The 20,289-nt window shown below is 40.7% G+C and carries 20 protein-coding genes; 9 read left to right on the top strand and 11 right to left on the bottom strand.

Translation table 11 applies throughout. The features are described from left to right. Positions 1-38 precede the first annotated feature (38 nt). On the bottom strand, positions 39-1,883 hold the full coding sequence (locus QWZ17_RS27335) for a M61 family metallopeptidase (protein WP_290308525.1): 1,845 nt from the start codon (positions 1,881-1,883) through the stop codon (positions 39-41). A 359-nt stretch (positions 1,884-2,242) separates the two neighbouring features. Here QWZ17_RS27335 and QWZ17_RS27330 point away from each other — a divergent pair, with 359 nt between their 5' ends. The 9 genes from QWZ17_RS27330 to QWZ17_RS27290 all read left to right on the top strand — a co-directional run bounded on the left by QWZ17_RS27330 (position 2,243) and on the right by QWZ17_RS27290 (position 9,949). Beyond that, complete coding sequence (locus QWZ17_RS27330) at positions 2,243-3,283, top strand: sensor histidine kinase (RefSeq protein ID WP_290308524.1); 1,041 nt, start codon at positions 2,243-2,245, stop codon at positions 3,281-3,283. Next, a complete protein-coding gene (locus QWZ17_RS27325) occupies positions 3,280-4,050 on the top strand; it encodes a LytR/AlgR family response regulator transcription factor (protein ID WP_290308523.1) in 771 nt (256 codons plus the stop codon). Before QWZ17_RS27330 ends, QWZ17_RS27325 begins: the two co-directional genes overlap by 4 nt. Positions 4,051-4,192: 142 nt before the next feature. After that, positions 4,193-4,597, top strand: coding sequence for a lipocalin family protein (locus QWZ17_RS27320; RefSeq protein WP_290308522.1), 405 nt, complete (start codon positions 4,193-4,195; stop codon positions 4,595-4,597). Positions 4,598-5,021: 424 nt separating this feature from the next. Next, complete coding sequence (locus tag QWZ17_RS27315) at positions 5,022-5,270, top strand: hypothetical protein (RefSeq protein WP_290308521.1); 249 nt, start codon at positions 5,022-5,024, stop codon at positions 5,268-5,270. Between the two features lie 51 nt (positions 5,271-5,321). After that, on the top strand, positions 5,322-5,600 hold the full coding sequence (locus QWZ17_RS27310) for a hypothetical protein (RefSeq protein ID WP_290308520.1): 279 nt from the start codon (positions 5,322-5,324) through the stop codon (positions 5,598-5,600). A 395-nt stretch (positions 5,601-5,995) separates the two neighbouring features. Further along, entirely contained in the window at positions 5,996-6,274 is a 279-nt protein-coding gene (locus QWZ17_RS27305; RefSeq protein WP_290308519.1) for a hypothetical protein, read from the top strand. After that, a complete protein-coding gene (locus tag QWZ17_RS27300; RefSeq protein ID WP_290308518.1) occupies positions 6,271-7,587 on the top strand; it encodes a serine hydrolase domain-containing protein in 1,317 nt (438 codons plus the stop codon). Before QWZ17_RS27305 ends, QWZ17_RS27300 begins: the two co-directional genes overlap by 4 nt. A 57-nt stretch (positions 7,588-7,644) precedes the next feature. After that, a complete protein-coding gene (locus tag QWZ17_RS27295; RefSeq protein ID WP_290308517.1) occupies positions 7,645-9,339 on the top strand; it encodes an alpha/beta hydrolase-fold protein in 1,695 nt (564 codons plus the stop codon). Then, positions 9,323-9,949 (top strand): winged helix-turn-helix domain-containing protein, encoded by a 627-nt coding sequence (locus QWZ17_RS27290; protein ID WP_290308516.1) that lies wholly within the window; start codon positions 9,323-9,325, stop codon positions 9,947-9,949. The genes QWZ17_RS27295 and QWZ17_RS27290 overlap by 17 nt, the downstream gene beginning before the upstream one ends. A 290-nt stretch (positions 9,950-10,239) precedes the next feature. Here QWZ17_RS27290 and QWZ17_RS27285 read toward each other — a convergent pair whose 3' ends face one another. The 10 genes from QWZ17_RS27285 to crtID all read right to left on the bottom strand — a co-directional run bounded on the left by QWZ17_RS27285 (position 10,240) and on the right by crtID (position 20,186). Further along, positions 10,240-11,031 carry a DUF4249 family protein gene (locus QWZ17_RS27285; protein ID WP_290308515.1) on the bottom strand — a complete coding sequence of 264 codons (792 nt, stop codon included), beginning with the start codon at positions 11,029-11,031 and terminating at the stop codon, positions 10,240-10,242. 5 nt (positions 11,032-11,036) lie between these two features. After that, positions 11,037-13,373 carry a TonB-dependent receptor gene (locus tag QWZ17_RS27280; protein WP_290308514.1) on the bottom strand — a complete coding sequence of 779 codons (2,337 nt, stop codon included), beginning with the start codon at positions 13,371-13,373 and terminating at the stop codon, positions 11,037-11,039. A 226-nt stretch (positions 13,374-13,599) separates the two neighbouring features. Beyond that, the gene (locus tag QWZ17_RS27275) at positions 13,600-14,709 is read right to left on the bottom strand and encodes a CDP-glycerol glycerophosphotransferase family protein (RefSeq protein ID WP_290308513.1); all 1,110 of its coding nucleotides are present in this window, start codon (positions 14,707-14,709) and stop codon (positions 13,600-13,602) included. A 219-nt stretch (positions 14,710-14,928) separates the two neighbouring features. Further along, a complete protein-coding gene (locus QWZ17_RS27270; RefSeq protein WP_290308512.1) occupies positions 14,929-15,564 on the bottom strand; it encodes a MarR family winged helix-turn-helix transcriptional regulator in 636 nt (211 codons plus the stop codon). Between the two features lie 117 nt (positions 15,565-15,681). Beyond that, the gene (locus QWZ17_RS27265) at positions 15,682-16,392 is read right to left on the bottom strand and encodes a lycopene cyclase domain-containing protein (RefSeq protein ID WP_290308511.1); all 711 of its coding nucleotides are present in this window, start codon (positions 16,390-16,392) and stop codon (positions 15,682-15,684) included. After that, positions 16,389-16,862: a sterol desaturase family protein gene (locus tag QWZ17_RS27260; RefSeq protein ID WP_290308510.1), complete on the bottom strand. Its 474-nt coding sequence runs from the start codon at positions 16,860-16,862 to the stop codon at positions 16,389-16,391. The genes QWZ17_RS27265 and QWZ17_RS27260 overlap by 4 nt, the downstream gene beginning before the upstream one ends. Further along, positions 16,859-17,389, bottom strand: coding sequence for an isopentenyl-diphosphate Delta-isomerase (gene idi, locus QWZ17_RS27255; protein ID WP_290308509.1), 531 nt, complete (start codon positions 17,387-17,389; stop codon positions 16,859-16,861). The genes QWZ17_RS27260 and idi overlap by 4 nt, the downstream gene beginning before the upstream one ends. A gap of 1 nt (position 17,390) precedes the next feature. Next, entirely contained in the window at positions 17,391-17,867 is a 477-nt protein-coding gene (locus QWZ17_RS27250) for a hypothetical protein (RefSeq protein ID WP_290308508.1), read from the bottom strand. After that, positions 17,864-18,700 carry a phytoene/squalene synthase family protein gene (locus QWZ17_RS27245; RefSeq protein ID WP_290308507.1) on the bottom strand — a complete coding sequence of 279 codons (837 nt, stop codon included), beginning with the start codon at positions 18,698-18,700 and terminating at the stop codon, positions 17,864-17,866. Before QWZ17_RS27245 ends, QWZ17_RS27250 begins: the two co-directional genes overlap by 4 nt. Then, a complete protein-coding gene (crtID, locus tag QWZ17_RS27240) occupies positions 18,684-20,186 on the bottom strand; it encodes a bifunctional phytoene desaturase/3,4-desaturase (protein WP_290308506.1) in 1,503 nt (500 codons plus the stop codon). Before crtID ends, QWZ17_RS27245 begins: the two co-directional genes overlap by 17 nt. Positions 20,187-20,289: the final 103 nt, after the last annotated feature.

Here is a 20,289-nt window from a genome sequence, read left to right as displayed (position 1 = left end):
TGGTAGTAATAAAATTTAACTTTAAAGGCAAACGAATATTAGGGCAATAGCCAGCTTTTGTAAATTTGTCTCGCGAGGTCATCCGGGTGTTCCGCTCCCGTTATGGCAAAACTCTTTTCCCGCTTGATTTCGATCAAGGCCGTGAGGTTCTTTTCCAGGCTATCTCTTTCGATTTTAAGGTTGAGTGTATCCCCTTTTTTCTTGGTCAGCATATAAGTTTTATAAGACTGAAGGTCTGCTTTTACTCCGTCAACCATTAATATTTTATCCCCCGGCTGTAATCCGGCATTCATCGCCGGCGAATGATTATCTACACTTCCAACCAACAAAGTGCTGTCCCTCATCCCTAAAAATGCGCCGAGGTAGCCCCCAGGCAACGTTTTAGTAACGGTGTCGATTTGTAGCCCGGCATAAGCAAGATATTTGGGATAATTGATGGGTTTTACGGTAGATGAATAACCGAATATTTCTGATAGCGACTTACCAGCAGCTTTTTCGCAGGCTCTCCGGAATTCCTGATCTGTAAACCCCCTTTTCAATCTTTTGTAATAGTCTTTATAAAGTATCTTCATCACATCGTCGAGCGATACCTTGTTGTGTGTGTCATGGCGTATCTCAAGATCTAGCATAAGGCCTATGGCGCAGCCTTTATCATATACGGATATCGTTTTATCAATTTCGTCTGAAGTTCTGGCATTTGGATTACCCCTAATTGCCCAGATACCTTGGTTTGCCTGATTAGCCGTTTGAAAAAGATGACCTGGCTTATTTTCATAATTACTGATATGCTCCTGATAATTTGCCAATACTCCATCTTTTTTCATCAATCCTGCGCGGTTCAGGATCAGGTATTCATAATAATCGGTGAATCCTTCTGAAACCCATAAAAGGTTGGTGTAATTTTCTTTGCTGTAATCAAATGGTCCCAATGCAATTGGCCGTATTCGCTTGACATTATATAGATGGAAATACTCATGGGCAAGAAATGCATAAAAGGCATTTTTCCTCCTTGGGGAAAGCAAGCCATTCGTATTCATAATGATGGAAACTGAATTGAGGTGCTCAATTCCGCCATAATCCCCTCCATTAATGCCAACAGCCAAAAAAGAGTAGTGACTATACGGGATGTCTCCTATGATATTACTTCCGCTTATAACAATCTTCGAGAGATCCGTCATAAATGCTTTTCTATCAAAATTTCCTAAATTATAACCGATAAACCCTACAGGCTTGCCTTTCAACATAAATGAAGGAAACTTTTCCAACTCACCCATCAAAAATGGACTGTCATACAACACATCGAAATCAGCAGCATAAAAAGTATTCGATTTTCCTAAAACAGTATCGAGGCTTGTAGCAACGAATGGGGGCCATTTTGAATAAGGTTTGACTTCTATAGTTACTGGCGTTTTGAGTTCCCCAGCTGAATATGAGCATACGGCTCCGGGTATGATATACCCGTAATGATCATCGAGGTTAATATTGCCGATGAAAGGTTCTATCGCCCTAACATCATAAGTGATTTTGATCGGTTGCTTTTTCGGGTTTTTCACCTCCCAGGTGTTACTGCTTGCTTTTGACCAGGATAACTTTTTACCGTTGCACCCAATGGCACTAAAATTTTGAACAGCGCCTGCAAAATCCACAATTTCATAAAATCCGGGTGTCCAGGTAGGCATATTGAAATCAACAACTTCTTTTGGCGGATTTTTATAATTGAGAACTATATGGAAAAAGTGATCTGAAGGGCGGTCCATCGATATTTCAAATTCTATACCGTGTTTTAACTGCTGTGCTTTAAGAATTATAGCATCGCAAAAAATCAGGATCAGTATTAACATGAGTCTGCATGCCAGAAAGAATGTTAAACTTAGCTTCTTCATTTTATTTATTTAATGCTGTTGCAAGTTAACTCCCGCTTGAACAGTCCTGCACTTTTTAATATCAGGGCAACCGATTTAAGATACAAAACAGCTAAAAATGCCGTCGAAGCAAAATTGATTTAAATAAATTACAGTGTTAAAATAAACTGATTATCGGAATACTATCACCATCATTAAAGCTCAAATTGCACGTTTCATAACGTATTTTAGATGGATCAACGCTATAATAGTACGTCTCAAACAATGTTTAATGTATAGGCCTAAAATAATGCCGAATTTCAGGCCGCCAATTATTCTTTAGCCATAAACAATTAAAAAATAAATTGAACTTATCCATAAATTCAACTAAACTTCTTTTGATGCAAAAACATAGACTAAATGATAAGTGGGCCAGGATAATCGGTGTTCCCCTAATTGGAATATTATTAATCCTTTTGGCTCATGATTCCTGGGCGTCCTATTCCTGGGATGTATGGATAGTAAAATTTGTCAAGAATACACTCTTCATACTTTTTTATTGGGAAAGCAACCGGGTCATCTTTGTTTTTTTGAGAAAGAAATTTCCAAGACCGAAAGATGCCGGCAAAAAAATATTATTCCAGGTTTTAATTTTTGCGGTATTCATAACTGTGATGGGTTTGATCGTCGCAGTTATAAATCAGTCGCTTAAACCGCCGGAAAACCATGAAACATTTCTGGATGAACTGAAGGATACCATGCAAAAAAGCACCATCCTCTTGTTTATTATCACTGTCTGTTATGAGGTTGCCTACTTTTTTGGCAACTGGGAACATAGTTTGTATGAATCTGAACGGCTAGAAAAAGAAAGCCTGATTTCACAGTTTGAATTACTTAAGAACCAGATCAGCCCGCATTTCCTGTTTAACAGCCTCAATGCATTAATCACACTGGTGCCGGAGGACCCGCAACTCTCCGTTTTATTTATTCAAAAGCTATCCAATGTTTACCGCCATATTTTGACCTACAATGAAAAAAACATTGTTGAATTGAAGGCTGAACTGGATTTTTTGAAAGACTATATTTTTCTTTTTCAAATGCGGTTCGGGGAAAATCTCATCATTGATTATCGGTTAACGGAGGTGATTGATCATATCATGATCGTACCTTTTACCATGCAGATGCTGGTTGAGAATGCGATCAAACACAATATTATATCCAACCGGAAGCCATTGACAATTACAGTGATTCAGGAAAATGAACATATTATCATCCGGAACAATCTACAGAAGAAAACTTCAGGAGTTGAATCCACCCATACCGGATTAAATAATATCATCAATAGGTATAAACTACTCACTGAAAAAAAGGTAGATATCGTTATTACTGATATTGATTTCAGCGTATCAATTCCTCTTATTCTTGAAAATACGGCATTATGAAAGTTATACTAATAGAAGACGAAGCGCTCGCAGCAAAAAGGCTTCAAAACATGCTCTTGGAAATTGACCCAACTATTCAGGTTATCAAAGTAATCGACAGCATAGAAGAGGCTGTAGAATGGTTTGACACTTACCCCCATCCTGATCTGATTTTTATGGATATTATGCTCGCTGACGGTCAGTCTTTTGAAATTTTTGAACAGGTTGAAATAAAAGCCCCTGTAATTTTCACTACCGCCTATGACGAATATGCTATCAAGGCGTTCAAAGTGAACAGTGTTGATTATTTACTTAAGCCGGTAGAACAAGGTTTATTGACATATGCTATTGATAAATTTAAGGCGACTGCGGGCGTTCAGGGAAATCTCAAACAAATGGTAGAATCTCTTATGGCCAACAATTACAAATCCCAGGAAGTGGTTTCCGGTTATAAGAAAAGGTTTCTCATTAAAACAGGTGATAAATTTATCCCGGTTTCCATTTCCGAGGTCGCTTATTTTAGCTTTACAGATAAACTTACTTTTCTGACTACCAGCGCTCAAAAGCGCTATATGCTGGATCATACTCTTGATGAATTGGAAAAACTGGTCGATCCACATGTATTCTTTCGGCTAAACCGGCAATATATTGCAGCTTTTTCGTCGATTAAAGTCGTTCATAACTATTTCAATGGTAAATTAAAAGTAATGGTTTCACCAGAGATTCCAGAAGGGATTATTGTAAGTAAGGAACGGGCACAAATCTTCAAATCCTGGTTGAGCAGGTAAGAAACGCATTTAATGGACAGGATTAAAACGGTTGTTCCAGCATGAAAAACAGCCTTTTCGTCTTTCAAATTGACCGGTTCATTAGTATTTGAATAAATTCTCATGGTGATCGGCTTACTATTGCATCAAAACAAATAAAATTATGAAAACAAAATTCAATTGCTTATTGATTGCAACTATCTGCTACTTTAGTGTTGTGTATGGCCAGGCTTCTAAAACGGAGATGATTAACGGTACCTGGAAATTGAAAAGTCTAAAGGCCCAATTCCCTTCAAATATTAAGGAGAAGGAAAGACAGAAGGATCAAAAGATCATCGACGGTGATGAAGCAGATTTTAAGAAATACGGGTTTACTTTTAAAAGCAATTCGCTTGATATAGGTAAAAAACATTTCACTTGGATGATAAATGAAAAGGGCACAGAGGTAACTGTTAAAAAGAAAGGTAAATCTATTATCACAGCTACACTTATTAGTCTTTCTGAACATCAGCTGGTATTCACAAGGCCGGATGAGGGTATGATAGTTACCTTTACGCTTTACCGTTAATCAATAAATGCTGAGGACTAATTTTGGTCCTTTAACAGGCCGCTGGTGATTATAATTTTTATCATTGGCGGTTTTTATTATAACTTATTTGCAAACGGACTACGTTGGCAACAACGGATCGCCCGGTAAACGTGCCATAACACCCATTCCGAAACAAAAACCTCATTCAGGTGGATTTACAGGCCAATAATTTACTGATGGAAAAAGATTATAAAGTTTTCTATCACAAATAAAATATTATATGAGGCATAGCAACAAAATCTACTTCTTATTTCAATTGTTAAATATTAGCGGGCCTAAAAACATTTAATGAGTTGATTTAAGTAATTCACAATAGTTTCCATTGCAATAAAAAATCGGCAGATCAGGTGTTCGTCACATTTTCGAAGTTATTCATCACATTTTTTAATCGAGCATTGTTGATTTGCGCGAATCCTGTATTGTAAAATACAAGGACATGAAAGTAAAATGGAGAACGCATGAATTGATCCTCTTAACTATAGCATTTATCGGCTTTTGCCTGATCTACATCTGGGAGCATCTGACACCGGAAATGACGGCGATTAACCATCAGTATATTGAAGTCTTTGGTAAAAACCATTTGGAATTTAGCGCGTTCCACAACGAGATATTGCCTAAAGCTGGTTTACCAGCGATCTGCTACCTGGCTTAGTTGAGGGTCAATCCTTCAGTTGTGCCTGGCTATGGCCAGAAACAAATATTTATGTCATGGACAAGAATAAAAAGTGTTGGTGCTTTTTGGTGTTTATGCGTTATTGACTTTAATGTGTTCCGCGGCATTTATTGGAGCGGTCTATCTGAAAGAAGAATGGCGTTATCAATACCTCGGTTTTCCAGCTTTTTTAAGGAGTACGATAGTCATGATAATATCGATTTATCGGGCGGTTTAGGTGTGGTCGCTTTTATAATCGCGGTCTTTTTAACTTATGTATCCCAGTGCGCAGCCCTGATCCGCTACCTCCCAGACTGGACAGAATTCTAATCATTTTTTAGACAATTTAGGATTTCTGAGTGAATTAAAGGTGGCTTAAGTTAAAGGTTCGATTCTCCTACGGGCTCTTATTTATCTTTCCGGCTACGGGCAGACCAAAATAGAGCTACGTACGAGGTGATTAGTTGGAACGTGAAACGAAAAACTTTGATTTTCTGACCAATCAATTTCTCAATGGAGGAAAAGAGTTGTCACCTGATTCGCTACTCTACTTATAATCACGAAAGTAGTCTATCGAAGATTGCTGCCAGAATTCAGAGGAGGCATGTATCCTCAATGTTCAAAAGCGCGAACATCGCGAGAATTATTTATTCTGAATCTTTTCTGAAGTTTTTCTATAGACGGGTGCGCTCCAGTCAGGGTTAATTTTGGTGAAAAATAACAGCATGAAAAAAATATTCTTGATTTCCTTGATTGCCTCTTCGATAGCCGTGTTGGCCAATAGACAGGCAAACAGAAAACCAGCAGACAAAGACATGATAGTATACACGTCCAAAGAAGGCATACACTATAAAATGATCGTTATCGGCGATAAAATCCCGGAATTCTTTGTGAATAATAAAAAGGTAGGTAATGAAGACCTGGAACATTACAGCAGCATCATTGGCTTACTGCAACAAAAATTAGAAGAACGCAGGCACAAAGTAAAGAACGCAAAATCATGAAAGCTATAATTATAACTAGCTTTTGCCTGCTCATTGGTTGGATGCAGGCAAAATCGCAAAGCATAGATTCTTTTTTCAAAGCCAAACAGGATCAACATCAGTTGAACGGAGCAGTGCTTTTAGCTGAAAAAGGCAAAGTAGTATTCCAGTCTACAGGGGGGTATGCTGATTTTGCTTCGAAAAAGTTAAATAATGCTAATTCCAGATTTAACCTGGCCTCCATTTCAAAAACATTTACAGCCGTCGCTGTACTTCAACTTAAAGATAAAGGCAAATTGAAGCTTGATGACCATGTGGTAAAATATCTGCCCAGGTTCCCGTATCCGGAAATTTCCATACGCCAACTACTCTCGCACACTTCAGGTTTACCCGATATTGAAATCTACGGGTACCTGGTCGGGTTAAACAATGACATGATAGTCACCAACAAAAATGTGATGGAAGCCTTAAGGAAATGGGATAAAGGATTGTTATTTAAACCCGGCGATAATTACCGGTACTCAAATCCTGGTTACAGCGTATTGGCGCTGTTAGTAGAAAAATTGAGTGGAACGAGTTTCGCTGACTATCTGCACCGGAATATTTTTATTCCCGCTCAAATGACTAAAATCTACCTATGGCTACCTACTAAAACCAGTGTTTATCATAACCCTGACACGGCATTGGTAAAACTCAACGTGCAGTCAGCCTGGTATGAAAAAGACTTTGCAGCGATCGACAGCGTCGGCCAATACCGCTATTTTATTTATAACTGTGCGGGCACATATGGTGAAAAGAATATCATCAGCACTACCGCAGATTTACTAAAATTTGACCAGGCTCTATTCAGCGGCCGTCTGCTGAAGGCTTCCACCCTGCAGCAAACATTTACACCTGTCCGGCTAAATAGCGGCCAGATCTGGTACGCGGAGCACATGGATACGATGTTAGGTGAAGGCAGGGGCTCCTATGGTTTAGGCTTCGAAATTTTTGAACAGCCGGGTTTTGGTAAAAGCGTCGGCCATGGTGGTTTTATGGGTGGCCTGGCTACTTTTTATTTGCATAATTTAGCCAAAAATCAAACGGTCATTGCCTACCAGAACACAAGCGGCCGTCAGTTCGGTAATCTGGTCACTGCGGCAATTTACCTGCTGAATCACCGGGCTCTATATCAGCGCAAGTTCAAAGAGTCTCTTACTAGAATATATGGGCATACTATGAAAACGCAAGGCGTTGATGCAGCGACGGTTGTCATGGACGAATTACGCTCGGATACAGGGCAATATGAATTAAAAGAACAGGAGATGAGCCAGTTAGGCGGCGATTTCCTGTAATTTGGAAAGTTTCCGGGGAGCAAAGCATGCGACCTGGAAGTACTGAAGGTCAACACCTTGCTTTTTCCAACCAGTTTCAATGTCTATGATAGTTACGCCGACGCCCTTAACCAGAATGGTAAAAAAGAAGAGGCCATCCGAATGTATAAAAAATCACTGGTGCTCAATCCCAACAATGAAGGGAAAAAAAGTGCTGAAATCTTTGACAAAAAAATGAAAAATTCAATTAAATTTCTTTTGACGGCGATGATTGCAGCCATGGGGTTTTCACCCCGGCTAACCTACGGACAGCAGGCTGCGGCAATCCGAGATTCGCTCAACTCTGCAGCGCTGAACGACAACAGGCCCTTCCAGGTATACTTACCGAAAGATTATAAAGCTGGCTCGCCTGAAAAATATGATGTGATCTATGTGCTCGACGGGGAGTGGAACACCCAGATTACACTGCAAATGAGCCAGTACTTGGCAAATCAGGGACTGATCCCGCCAAACATTGTTGTCAGCATCCCCAATAAGTACAAAGGCAATGTCAATATGCGCGAACGGGACTTTTCGCCGACCCACATTGCCGATTCCCCGGTTTCAGGCGGAGGGGATGCATTTCTCGCATTTTTAAAAAATGAGTTGCTGCCTTACATCGATAATAACTACCCTTCAACTGGAAAAAATATCCTTTTTGGGCAATCCATGAGTGGTTTGTTCGGCATGTATGTGCTGCTGAAGGACCCTGCACTTTTCAGGTCTTATTTACTCGCAGACCCCGCCCTCTGGTACGATGACCGTCAAGTGGTCAAATTGGCCGCACAAAAATTGAAAGCCTGGGGAGCCGGCGAAATAACACTGTGGATCACGGCACGCCGCGAAGGGCCGTATGTGACCATGGGTATCGGCGCCATGGATACCGTATTGCGGTATAATGCACCTTCCGCTTTACACTGGCATGTCCTTGCTGCGGAACATGAAACGCACACCTCGACACAGATCAAGACCCTATATGATGGATTAAGGTTCGCCTACCAGGGCTACCAGAAGGACAGCATCAGCATTACACCTGTACGGGGAGCTGTCCTGCCGGGCAAACCCTTTAAAATATGGTGCGGCAATGAATTCCTAGAGGATGTCCGCTATACAACCGATGGCAGCGAACCCACCTTAAATTCCCCCCAACTACTAGGGGAGACAACCCTGAGCCTCGAAAAGCCGGCAAAACTAATCGTCAAATCATTTTGCAACCGACCGGAGTACGACCAGGTTATCCGTACCTCCTTTGATACGGGTTATCTTCTGCCGGCGCGTGTCAATGCCAAAAATCTGAAGCTGGGTGCTCCGGCATATAGTTATGCTGAAGGCGACTGGACTGGTTTCCCGGAATTCAAAAAGCTGAAAGGCAACGTTTCCGGGATCACAGGCAAGGACTTTGACTGGAATAAGCCTGTTGAAAAAGGCAATTCGGCTTATCTGATCAAAGGTTTCCTAGAAATAAAAGAAGATGGTTATTACACTTTTCAGCTGATCGGCGGCGATGTTTCCAGGTTCTCCCTGGGCGGGCGTTTACTGATCACTAAAGGACCCCAAACCGGGCGTATCTTTACTTCCTACATGGCCTCCTTAAAAAAGGGATTTTATCCCGTCCAGCTGGAACTGCTGCGAAAAACGGGTGGCGACGGTTTTGTATTGATTTACAATATGCCGGAAACAGGCGGTAATTTCGTTCCGATCTTTCCTCCGGCGCTGTATGGCGGGGGTAGATGAATTTCCTGGATTTATTTTTAATTTAGGGCTCATGAATTTAGGCCCTTTTATCTTGAACGAACGCTTTGTGATCGAGCCATCATTGGGGTCGGTGCAAGATAAACAAGCCGGCACAAGCACGCGCATTGAGCCAAGGCTGATGGACTTGCTATGTATGCTTGTTCAGTACCAGGGTCAATTGGTCAGCCGGGCAGCAATCACGAAAGAAGTCTGGAATGACTATGGCAGTGCCGACGAAGGTCTGACTCAGGCCATTTCCTATCTGCGGAAATTACTGGCAGACGATGAGAAGTCCATGATCGAGACCATCCCGAAAAAGGGCTACATTTTGCGGGCTGTTGCAACCTGGCCGGCAGTGGATTCTAAAGAAATACCCACCAAGTTTCCGTCCCGCAAAAAGGTGATCTGGGGTATTTGTATTTTTGCGTTTTTATTACTGGCTGCCATATTTTTCTACCGTTTGTTTAATCAGGAAAAATCAATAAACAACGATGCCATTCGGCAGAATCAAAAGCAAAGCAACCCTAATGCTGGAGATAAATCAAAAAACCCTGACGCACTTCCCGATACCGCCACACGCCAGGAAACGAGCGGGGATACAAAAAGATAAATCGCCATGAGTTTCTCCCTAATTGTGCTTCGACCAAAAAGCGCCTCCATTGACTTCAGATGCAGATTTTTGGGAATAGCAAAGCCTTACTGCACTTTCATTAATGACTGTAACCAGAAATATTCATTTGAAAAAAATAAATCCTGCAACAATTTAATTTGTTGTTGTGAAATGGGAAATAGCTGGACAATGTTGAGTCAATTTTTGAAATAGCGCCCAAAATAAAAGTTAATAGAAAAAGCCGGTTAAAGCATTTTTTGCTTTAACCGGCTTTTGAAGTTATATATCTTTTATCTCCCTGACTTTATGGTTGTTGTTTTACTGCTTACAGTTTGCGCGCTAAAATAGCCGATACAGCCCCCGGAAATATTGGAAGTCGGTGTAGCCGGTGATGCGAGATTAGAATTATTATAAGCGATATCTTCGGCCTCATGCAAAAACGTAAATGCCCCTTTATCTAAGCCTACGAGGTCAACTCTAACAAGATCACCGCGATGAAAAGTACCTGTATCGCAATCCAGGTTATCACGTAAGTACCTGCCATTCGATAAGCGATCATCAAATGCCTGAAAATGATTTACATGTACCCCATTTTTTCTCATCGAATATTTATAATAGTTTTTCTGGTCTGCCGGGTCCTGGTACTCCGCAATGGGCCTGATGTTATCACTTTTTTCGTAGTCAACACCAACCGAATCCAGTTTAACCAGATTGGGCATGGTAGACATTGCGGTATAGCTTTTCCCTTCGAACATCACTTTCATTTCGTAGCTGTGTCCATAGGTGCCGATGATCGTATGGGTAACATAATTTCCAGGACTGATCTCCGATAGCACATCAGTAATGTTAGCTGTTACGTCGGTAATCACAACGATTGCCCCGGAAACAGTTGGATAAACATTGTCGCTGTAAAAATTGGTGGTTTTTGAAATGTTTACGTGATACGGTCCGGTTGTATCGCTTACCGCACCTTCGATAACCAATTGACTAACGTTATTCAGCGTTGGGGTAACCGTCTTAGTGCAAGAAGAGCATATCAGGATAAATGCTGATAGGATAATAGTGTTGATGGCATTTTTCATTTTGATTAGAATTTAAAGTTATAAGTAACTGATGGAACCATTTTAAAGAGTGTAGTTTGACGAACCTGGGTTTTTGTCATGTCCTTGGGGTCTGCCTGGAAAACAACGGTGTATGGGTTAGACTGGCCATAAATATTGTAGATCGAAAAATTCCAGCTGCTCTCAATTTTGCTTGTTTTTTTCACATACAGGGTTGCGCCGAGGTCAAGGCGGTTATAGGCCTGCAGCCGCTGGCTGTTCCTTTCACCATAAGCGTAAACGGGGGCACCGTCTACACCATATTTCGCGTTCGGAAAAGTGACAGGGGTACCGGTACTATAGACAAATGCGGTAGAAAAAGTCCATTTTTTGCTAGCCTGATATAGGCCCACGATGGAAAGATGGTTGGTTTGATCCTGGGAAGCATTGTAGTAATTATTATTGTTGATCCCGTTGATCTTTCTTTCTGTCTTTGACAAAGTATAACTGATCCAGCCTGTTAATCTGCCTCTTTTTTTCTTAAAATAAGTTTCCCAGCCATAAGCCCTTCCGTTGCCGAACAATAAGTCTGCTTCAATATTTTCGTTACCGACAAGGTTAGCGCCGTCCTTATAATCAAATTGATTTTGGAGGTTTTTGTAGTATACCTCCGTGCTGAATTCAAACTGGTCTTTGTTAAAGGTGCGATAATAACCGAGCGAGAACTGGTCGCTGATCTCCGGCTTAACTACGTTACTGCTTGGAAGGTATACGTTTGTCGGTGAAGCGGCGCTGGAGTTATTGAGCAAGTGAATGTTTTGTGCGGTCCGGTCGTAGGATAACTTTACCGAGCTGCTGTCATTAAGTTTATAACTTGCAGCTACGCGCGGCTCCGGTGTAAAATAGCTTTTGACGATCTTTCCACTTCCATAATAGGTATTGCTGTTCACATTTCCCATGGGATCATAAGTGTAAAAGTTACCGGGGCCTAAAACGTTCAGTTCACTCAACCTAACCCCATAGGTGATCTTTAATCTATCGCTTGCTGTCCATTCATGAGAAACATAAGCGGCGCTTTCCAAGGAATACCTTTTTTGTAGAACCACGTTATTATAATTAGATGCCTGTGTTGCCGATGCCGCCCCCGGTTGAGTTAAATGATAAATACTCTCCAACCCGAAATCGAGTTTATTACTGGCGTTGATATAATAGTTAAAATCCTGCTTGATATGATAGTCAGTAATCGCAGAACCTACGGTTACATTATTAGTTAAGCTTTGAAAGTGAGTGTTATAATTGAAACTGTTGTAGATCAGTGAAGTATTAGAAAACAGACTGTTATTATAAATATGGTTCCACCGAAATGTAGCCGTGGAATTCCCATAATCGATGCCATCAGCATTTTTGATCTTAAAATAATCTTTTCCAAAATACCCCGAGACAAATATCCGGTTATTGGGGTTGATCTGGTAATTGCCTTTCAGGTTAAAATCATAAAAGTACAATACAGTCTTTTTTACAGTTGTGTCCGAAAGCAGCCTGGTAAACAGATCCGCATAGGTACGTCGTGCGCTGACAATGAATGAACCTTTATGGTTGAATAGTGGTCCTTCAACAGTTAACCTGGAAGCGATCAATCCTATGCCGCCGTTAACACCAAACTTCTGATTGTTACCATCATTCATCTGGATATCCTCAACAGATGAAAGCCTGCCGCCATAATTTGCGGGCATCCCGCTTTTGTAAATGACAATATCTTTGATCGCATCGGAATTGAATACTGAGAAGAATCCAAGTAGGTGTGATGCATTATATACTGTTGCTTCATCTAAAAGCAACAAGTTCTGATCTGCATCGCCACCACGTACAAAGAATCCCGACTTGCCATCACCAGCTGCGACTATTCCGGGAAGTAATTGGATCGTTTTCAGAATATCCTTTTCACCAAGAAGGACCGGAACGTTTTTAATATCTTCAACGGTCAGTTTTTGCGCACCTGCAGGTGCGGTCAGGATGTTGTTGCTTCTCGATGTACTGCTTTTGATAGTAACTTCCGAAAGCTGACTGGCAGACGCTTCCAGTTTAATATTGTTTTGCTGATCGCCTTTTAAGTCTATGCGGATTGTATCTGTCTTGTAACCTGTATAGGTCACCAGGGCAGTGTAGGTGCCTTCGGGAATAATAATTGAATAATAACCATAGGAATTTGCAGAAACACCGGTTCCCGGCAATTCTGTAAAACTTACCGTTGCGCCGGGTAGTGTTTCTCCGGTTGCCTTGTCTTTGATGGTTCCTGACAAGGAGAACCGCTTTTTCGATTGTGCCATCAATGCTACCGGTATGAGCAGCAGGATAATGGCGATGAAGGTTGCTGATTTTTTCATAAATATTGATTTTAAGTTTCGTTTTTTGTGCTTGACTTAACAAGGATACACGAGTAAGCCACCCCAACAAGCCTGAAACAACACGAAGCCGACTTAAAGCACTATGAAAAGGCAGAATTGATGATCAAAACGAAATACCATTTTTAGAAAACCCGGCGCGAATCAACGTTTTATGCAAAAAAAAAGCCCGCAAAAATGCGAGCCAATCGGAAGGAAGTTAGTAAGATCAATTTCTGTAGATCAGCAGCAAAAGGGGTTGCAGCTTGAATATAAAGGTCATTATCATATTCGCCGTTATTCTGTTCAAAAAAGAAATTCTTGCTTCCCTTTGGGACGTAAAGGTATCACTGCTTAGTGTATTCAATTTTAAATAATTATGACAAACATTGGCAATTGCCTGTGCAGATGCCCCGTAATTCTGCATTGGCATTAATGCCCGTAAGTCATTCAAGTCAAAAAAAGAATGAACTTTTTTCCCCAGTTGCATGCCAATAAAAACGATGGAGGAGTACTGGGTGATCAGTTCCTGGCAATTGGCGATCATCTCCCCGGTATTACCCTCCTGAAGGATCAGCGTATCTGCAGGCGTATGATTACGAATCTCAATAACAGCCCGGCTAAAGAGTTCATTAGGATGCAGTTTAAAAAGTAAGCGGCGGCCATTTGCAATTTGTACGGCCTTTTGTATAAACGCGATCCTGTTTTCGAACCGGAACGTTTCCCTGATATCCGAAGTAGCAACCATTACGTAGTCGTGATGTGGAAACGAATTATGCAGGAAGGTATCAGCATGGTCAAAATTGGGAATTCCTGTCACGATTATTTTGTCGGCAGCTGTTCCCATACTGGATAGGTAGTCTTTATAACCCTGCGAGGCTACACAGTAAATGTCGCATTTATCCTGTGCGCCGTTCAAAGAAGTGTCGCCGCAAGCCCATGCTGGCAGCTTTAAGTATTGTACAATTTTACTTTTGATGGTAAATCTGTCGATCATACCCTCCTGAACCCAAAGCGTCCTGGTATTTAAAACCCTTTTTGGTAAGATGAGGTCAGTACAGCAAAGAATAAGATCATAGTCATTTTTCATTGCCCGATAGTCCATCTGCAGGCCATTTGCAGTGCAGTAGGATTCTGCCTCATTTTGCCTTTGAATTGATAGTATTGTGCCCGAGAGTAATGAAGTTTTCCTGATGATAAGGTTGATGAAGCTGGAGTCGGAGAAAATGGGACTAAACCAGCAATCAAACTCCTTCAGGTATTTTGATATTGCATGCATTTGTGTCGTTTGGTTCATGGAACCTGTGATCAACAGAATTTTCTTTTTTTGTGGTTTCATTGTCTGATTGAATAAATAAGTTCGGTCAGGCTTTCCGAACAATATGGATTACCCGACTGGGAGACAAAGAAGCAGGAAACTGATTGAATATATAGTTGTAAAGCTGTTGAACCTGCGCGAATTACAGATAAAACAGCAAATTATATAAATGGAATTTTATAAAAAAAGAAGATCATCAGAAATATTGTACAATCTTAATTTAAGATATTCAATCCGATATTATAGGGTAATTTCACCGGATTTCTGATGGATATCCGATTTTGAGGCAAAGGTCTTGGCTTCGTAATGATGCTTATGAAAGTGTTCCATTTTCTGTAGTAAATAGAGCATGGTAATTTTCTCCTGCTCGGTTAAGGAACCGGTTACAATTTTTCCAACATCTTTCATATCACGAAAGATCATTTGAAGGGTTTTTCTTCCATTATCAGTAATCGATATGCGTTTGGCCCGTTTATCCTGGGGATCATCTGATTTTTGGACGAGGCCGGCATCAATTAACCGGCGAATTACCTGAACCCCGGAAGTGTTTTCCTGCACATTTAGTGTTATCAGTTCGGCTTGTGAGAGATATTCATGCGTCATCAGGATGCCGAGGCAAGAGAAATCTTCAACTGCCAAGAGGGGGGTACCTTCAATTGCCTTTTTAATATAAAACTTAGCATACCTGCTCAGGAAAGTGATCAGCCTCCCAATATTATTGTCAAGCTGAACGGCAACTTGTAAAGTTGGTGCATCATTATTTCCAAATGGTGCACTATTGCTTCTTTCTGATGAGGGCGGTACCGACAGGGAATTATTCAAAAAACCGGCAAGATCAACTAAGGAAAGATCCCTTCCCTCATTCTCGCTCTCCATTTTTTCGATAACCTGGATAACCTGGTATATTAATTGGTATGAATTCATTTTCAAAAGCACAAATATACACTATCCTTTTTTATATCATCGATTCAGGAAGCTCATAGAACATATGCTTTAAGGACGGGTGTTTTGACCTAACCGTACGTAAATCTCTTGAAAATAATGGTAAAATAAAAGGTTTAATAGTATCAGGTCCATGCCGTAAAATATATCTTCAACAGGAATAGTGAGCAACCTCGGCCCGGCGATCTGTAAATTATTATACCAAACAACAGGTTGGTCAGGACCAGTACCGGTAAGTAAGCCGTTTACGATAAAAAAAGGAAGCAGCAGCAACAAATAAGTTAGGTAGAAGCGACGTAACCAATTCACCCTGCAGATATATTGCGCAACAATTAACAAAAATAGCAGGCTGATAAAAGTAAAAACTGTATATAATTCTTGTCTGAATAAGAAAGTAATTAATAATGATCCGGCGAGAAAAAAAGCGCTAACAACCTGGCTGTTTTCGATTGTCGATCTAATGGGTAGGAGTTGCTTAAGGCAATGATAGGTAAATAGACAGGCGTAAGGAATACAAAAGAAAAATGCAATTTCTTCAACCGGCAAGTTTGCTATAAAATATCCTGAAATATATTGGGGATTAAACCCCCATACTTTCAAATGCGTGAAGTAAATGTCAAAGGCGACAAACGGTATTGCAGAAAAAAAGATGGATGGAAATAGCGCATTCCATGTTTTGAAAAAATTCAGCTTAGGATGAAAGCTGAAAAGAAGCGGAAAGATCAGCGTGAAGAAATCGATGAGCAGGTAGGTGAATTTCATGCAGATTTACTTTTGTTATTCTCACGAAAGTATTTGAAAGGCACCCAAAGCATCCCGAAGCATTCGCCAAATTCTTTGCCGGTATGCTTATGATGCATTTTGTGGGCACGCCTGATTGCTTTTAAATATCGGTTTTCAGAGTTTCTTAGAAACTTGAGCCTTTGGTGTATAAAGATGTCGTGTACGAAGAAGTAGCAGGCTCCATAGAGGGTGATTCCCGTTCCGATCCAGGCAAATGGAGTAATACCGCCATAGGTTCCAATGGCCAAAAATGATATTCCGGGTATGGCAAATATTAAGAAGAACCAATCATTTTTTTCCAGATAGCCGGGTTGTTCTTTTTTATGGTGGTCGCTATGCAATGACCATAAAACACCATGCATAATATATTTATGGGTAAACCAGGCAACGCCCTCCATACCTAAGAAGCTTAATAGAACAATCAGATATTTGAATATTTCGTGAATCATAGTTGAAATATTTTATGGTGGTGAGATAGTACCCGGCCAAAGCACTCCTTTAACCATTCTGTAAATATTTGTGGATGAAGTTGTATTTCCATGGCCAACTCATCCATTGAAATATATTTAAATCCGGCTACCTCCTCACTGAATGGCAAGGGCAACTGATCACTAATTCCAAATAGAACGTGGTCGAATTCATTTTCTATAAGGTCATTATCCATATCTGCATAATAGCAAAAGGTAAACACCGACTCAACTTTACAGGTAAATCCCATTTCTTCTTTCAAACGACGGTTTGCAGCATCTAATATATTTTCTCCAGGTCGCGGATGACTGCAACAGGTATTCGTCCACTTGCCGCCGGAATGATATTTTTGAAAGGCCCGTTGCTGTAACAACAACTCTCCCCTTGAGTTAAAAATAAATATGGAAAAAGCCCTATGGAGTTTGCCAAGAACATGGGCTTCCAATTTACCCGTGATACCTATCATTTTATCATGCTGATCTACAAGTATGACCTGTTCTTCTTTCACCTTATTTTTTATTTGCAATAGGCTTGGATAAAACTTGTAAAATCAGGCCTTTCAATTCGTTGTCTTTTATGGTTGAAAGCCGGCTATTTAAAAAATACTCGTCTGCTGACAAATTTTTGTGATATCCAAGGAATTCAGGCGCACTTTTCTGTATAGCATACCGTAGATACCTCATTTCCACATTATCATTATCCCTGGCTATCGCACCGTCCATTAAAGCTTTACCGGCATTGAACTTCTTTAATTTTGCGAAAGGATTGCTCCCATATTTCGCTGCAATCATCATCGAAACACCTTTATAACAAACCAGAACCGGATCATCTCCGGCATTTACCTGCTCAGAAAGTTTTGCAAGATCTTTTGAGCTCGACTCGTGGAGAACAGCCTGCAGATAAACATGTCTTAATTCAATTGGGTCCGGCCTGTTTTGCTGCATAAATGGCTTCAAAAGGATGGTTAATAACATTAATATTTTCATAATACATTTAGTTTATAACGGATCAATGAATCGAACATGAGCAGGAATTTTCTGCTATTGGAAACCCTGATCCTTTCCGACATCACTTTTTCTGCGGATTGATAAGTGATTTTTAAAAAAAGCTTATTATAGTAAACATAAGCAAGGTATACACCCTTTTTAGAAGAACGCGGAAGTTCCCTGATCCCTTTTAGTGCACCTCTGAATTCGTTTTTAATTTCCTGTTCGATCAAAAATTTATCCCTGTTGGTGAAATTGGCCAGATCAACCTGTGGAAAGTAAGAACGGCTCAAATCCATGTAGTCAGCCCGCAGATCGCGCAGGAAATTTACTTTTTGAAATGCCGACCCTAGCAACATGGCGGATTCTTTTAATCGATCATACTCCTGTTCATTACCCCCTGTAAAAACCTGCAGGCACATTAAGCCGACGACTTGAGCCGAACCTAAAATATACTCGTCATATTTATCGGTCGTATATACCTGAAGCTTTAGGTCCATCTCCATGCTTTTTAAAAACAGGTTTATCAGTTCATGTTTGATCCCATACTCATTGACTGTTCGTTGAAAAGCATTCAAAATCGGATTAACGCTGATTCCACGCTCAATGGCTGTAAAGGTGTCTTGCCTGAATTCGGCAAGAAGCAGGGATTTGTCATAGTCGTGAAAACTGTCAACGATCTCGTCTGCCAACCGGACGAATCCATAAATATTGTAAATAGGTTGGCGAAGTTCAACCCCGAGGTAATATATGCCCAGTGAAAAACTGGTACTGTAAAGTTTGGTGGTGGCTTTACTACAAAGGGCTGATAAAATATCAAATCGCTCTTTCATGAGAATGGTGAAAATATTTTGTTAATTGTTGTGCCGCAATCTTCCCGGAAATGATCCCAGGTGGTACACCTGGCCCGGGTACAGTTAGCTGCCCGGAGTAAAACATATTTTTAAGCTGGTGATTCTTTATAGAGGGTTTTAAATTTGCCGTTTGCATTAGCGTATTCGCTAATCCGTAGGCGTTCCCTTTGTAAGAGTTATAATCGGATATGAAATCTGAGACACAATAACTTCTTTTGTAATCGACCGCTTTTCTTATTGCAGTACCACAATAATTTTCCAGTCGCTCCATGATAATATCAAAATACAACTCACGTAGGACTTCACTGTCGGCACTGTCAGGGGCGAGCGGCATTAGAATAAACAAGTTTTCATGCCCCTTAGGTGCCACAGAATCATCTGTTTTGGATGGACAGCACACATAGAATAAGGGATCAGCTGGCCAGCGTGGGGTTTTAAAGATATCGTTTGCATGCTGGTTTAGATCCGCATCAAAGAATAGTGTATGATGCCCAAGCCGGGCGACTTTTTTTGAAACGCCCAGGTAAAAAATCAAACAAGAGGGAGCCATTATCCGATCATCCCAATATTCATCATCGTAATTTCTTTCAGATTTTTTCAGCAGCCTATTTTCGACGTGGTGGTAGTCAGCAGCTGCAATCAGGCCGTCAATAGCTTTTGAACCGGTTTTCGTAATAATACCTGAAACGATGTCATTATTTGTCTCAATTTTTTCGACAGCCTCATGGTAATGAAATTTCACACCGAGGCGTTCAGCAACAGTTTTCATCCCTGAGATTACCGAGTCAAAGCCCCCCTGCGGATACCATGTCCCAAGCTTCAATCCGGCATAATTCATCAGGCTGTACAATGCCGGCGTATCCTGTGGGGTAGCGCCCAGGAACAAAACGGGAAATTCCATCAAGCTGATAAGGCGGGGATCGGAGAAATATTTTCTCACATGTTTGCTGAAGGAACTAAATACCTGAAGTTTGAACAAGCCGCGGATAAGATCTGCATCTGCGAATTCAAGAAGGGAAAGTCCTGGTTTGTAAACCAGTTTTTCCATACCTGTCTTATATTTAAATTCTGCCCCGGCCATAAAACTATCTAGGCGGGAACCAGATCCCGGTTCTATTGATTCAAATAAATCAGCAAGTAGTTGGTAGTCTGCAGGTACATCAATAACCTCATTTTTTCCAAAAACGACTGAAAATCCCGGATCAAGCTGTGTTAGTTCAAAAAAATGAGCTGTGGTATAACCGAAGTCAGAAAAGAATTTTTCAAAAACATCAGGCATCCAATACCAGCTTGGACCCATATCAAAAGTATAGCCGTTATCTGTCACCAGCTTACGTGCCCGCCCGCCACCAGTCTCATTCTTTTCATAAACATCAACACGAAATCCTTCCTGGGCAAGATAGCAGGCGGAACTCAATCCGGCGAAGCCGGAACCTATAACAGCTATTCGTGGTTCGTTATCCATTCAATGATTAAAAGATGAAAAATGAACGCAAGTATACTACTAAAAAGTATAATTAAATTAAATTTTATATAATTTAGTATAAAAATTGATTTAGGATTATACC

Origin of the sequence: Mucilaginibacter flavus, assembly GCF_030409315.1 — a bacterium.
Classification (GTDB): domain Bacteria; phylum Bacteroidota; class Bacteroidia; order Sphingobacteriales; family Sphingobacteriaceae; genus Mucilaginibacter; species Mucilaginibacter flavus.
This window is presented reverse-complemented; position numbering and strand designations above follow the sequence as displayed.

Excerpts from the sequence above, each read along its gene's own strand:
- QWZ17_RS27335 (WP_290308525.1), bottom strand. The coding sequence starts at position 1,883 with ATGAAGAAGCTAAGTTTAACATTCTTTCTGGCATGCAGACTCATGTTA.
- QWZ17_RS27330 (WP_290308524.1), top strand. The coding sequence starts at position 2,243 with ATGCAAAAACATAGACTAAATGATAAGTGGGCCAGGATAATCGGTGTT.
- QWZ17_RS27325 (WP_290308523.1), top strand. The coding sequence starts at position 3,280 with ATGAAAGTTATACTAATAGAAGACGAAGCGCTCGCAGCAAAAAGGCTT.
- QWZ17_RS27320 (WP_290308522.1), top strand. The coding sequence starts at position 4,193 with ATGAAAACAAAATTCAATTGCTTATTGATTGCAACTATCTGCTACTTT.
- QWZ17_RS27310 (WP_290308520.1), top strand. The coding sequence starts at position 5,322 with ATGTCATGGACAAGAATAAAAAGTGTTGGTGCTTTTTGGTGTTTATGC.
- QWZ17_RS27305 (WP_290308519.1), top strand. The coding sequence starts at position 5,996 with ATGAAAAAAATATTCTTGATTTCCTTGATTGCCTCTTCGATAGCCGTG.
- QWZ17_RS27300 (WP_290308518.1), top strand. The coding sequence starts at position 6,271 with ATGAAAGCTATAATTATAACTAGCTTTTGCCTGCTCATTGGTTGGATG.
- QWZ17_RS27290 (WP_290308516.1), top strand. The coding sequence starts at position 9,323 with ATGGCGGGGGTAGATGAATTTCCTGGATTTATTTTTAATTTAGGGCTC.
- QWZ17_RS27285 (WP_290308515.1), bottom strand. The coding sequence starts at position 11,031 with ATGAAAAATGCCATCAACACTATTATCCTATCAGCATTTATCCTGATA.
- QWZ17_RS27280 (WP_290308514.1), bottom strand. The coding sequence starts at position 13,373 with ATGAAAAAATCAGCAACCTTCATCGCCATTATCCTGCTGCTCATACCG.
- QWZ17_RS27275 (WP_290308513.1), bottom strand. The coding sequence starts at position 14,709 with ATGAAACCACAAAAAAAGAAAATTCTGTTGATCACAGGTTCCATGAAC.
- QWZ17_RS27270 (WP_290308512.1), bottom strand. The coding sequence starts at position 15,564 with ATGGAGAGCGAGAATGAGGGAAGGGATCTTTCCTTAGTTGATCTTGCC.
- QWZ17_RS27265 (WP_290308511.1), bottom strand. The coding sequence starts at position 16,392 with ATGAAATTCACCTACCTGCTCATCGATTTCTTCACGCTGATCTTTCCG.
- QWZ17_RS27260 (WP_290308510.1), bottom strand. The coding sequence starts at position 16,862 with ATGATTCACGAAATATTCAAATATCTGATTGTTCTATTAAGCTTCTTA.
- QWZ17_RS27250 (WP_290308508.1), bottom strand. The coding sequence starts at position 17,867 with ATGAAAATATTAATGTTATTAACCATCCTTTTGAAGCCATTTATGCAG.
- QWZ17_RS27245 (WP_290308507.1), bottom strand. The coding sequence starts at position 18,700 with ATGAAAGAGCGATTTGATATTTTATCAGCCCTTTGTAGTAAAGCCACC.
- crtID (WP_290308506.1), bottom strand. The coding sequence starts at position 20,186 with ATGGATAACGAACCACGAATAGCTGTTATAGGTTCCGGCTTCGCCGGA.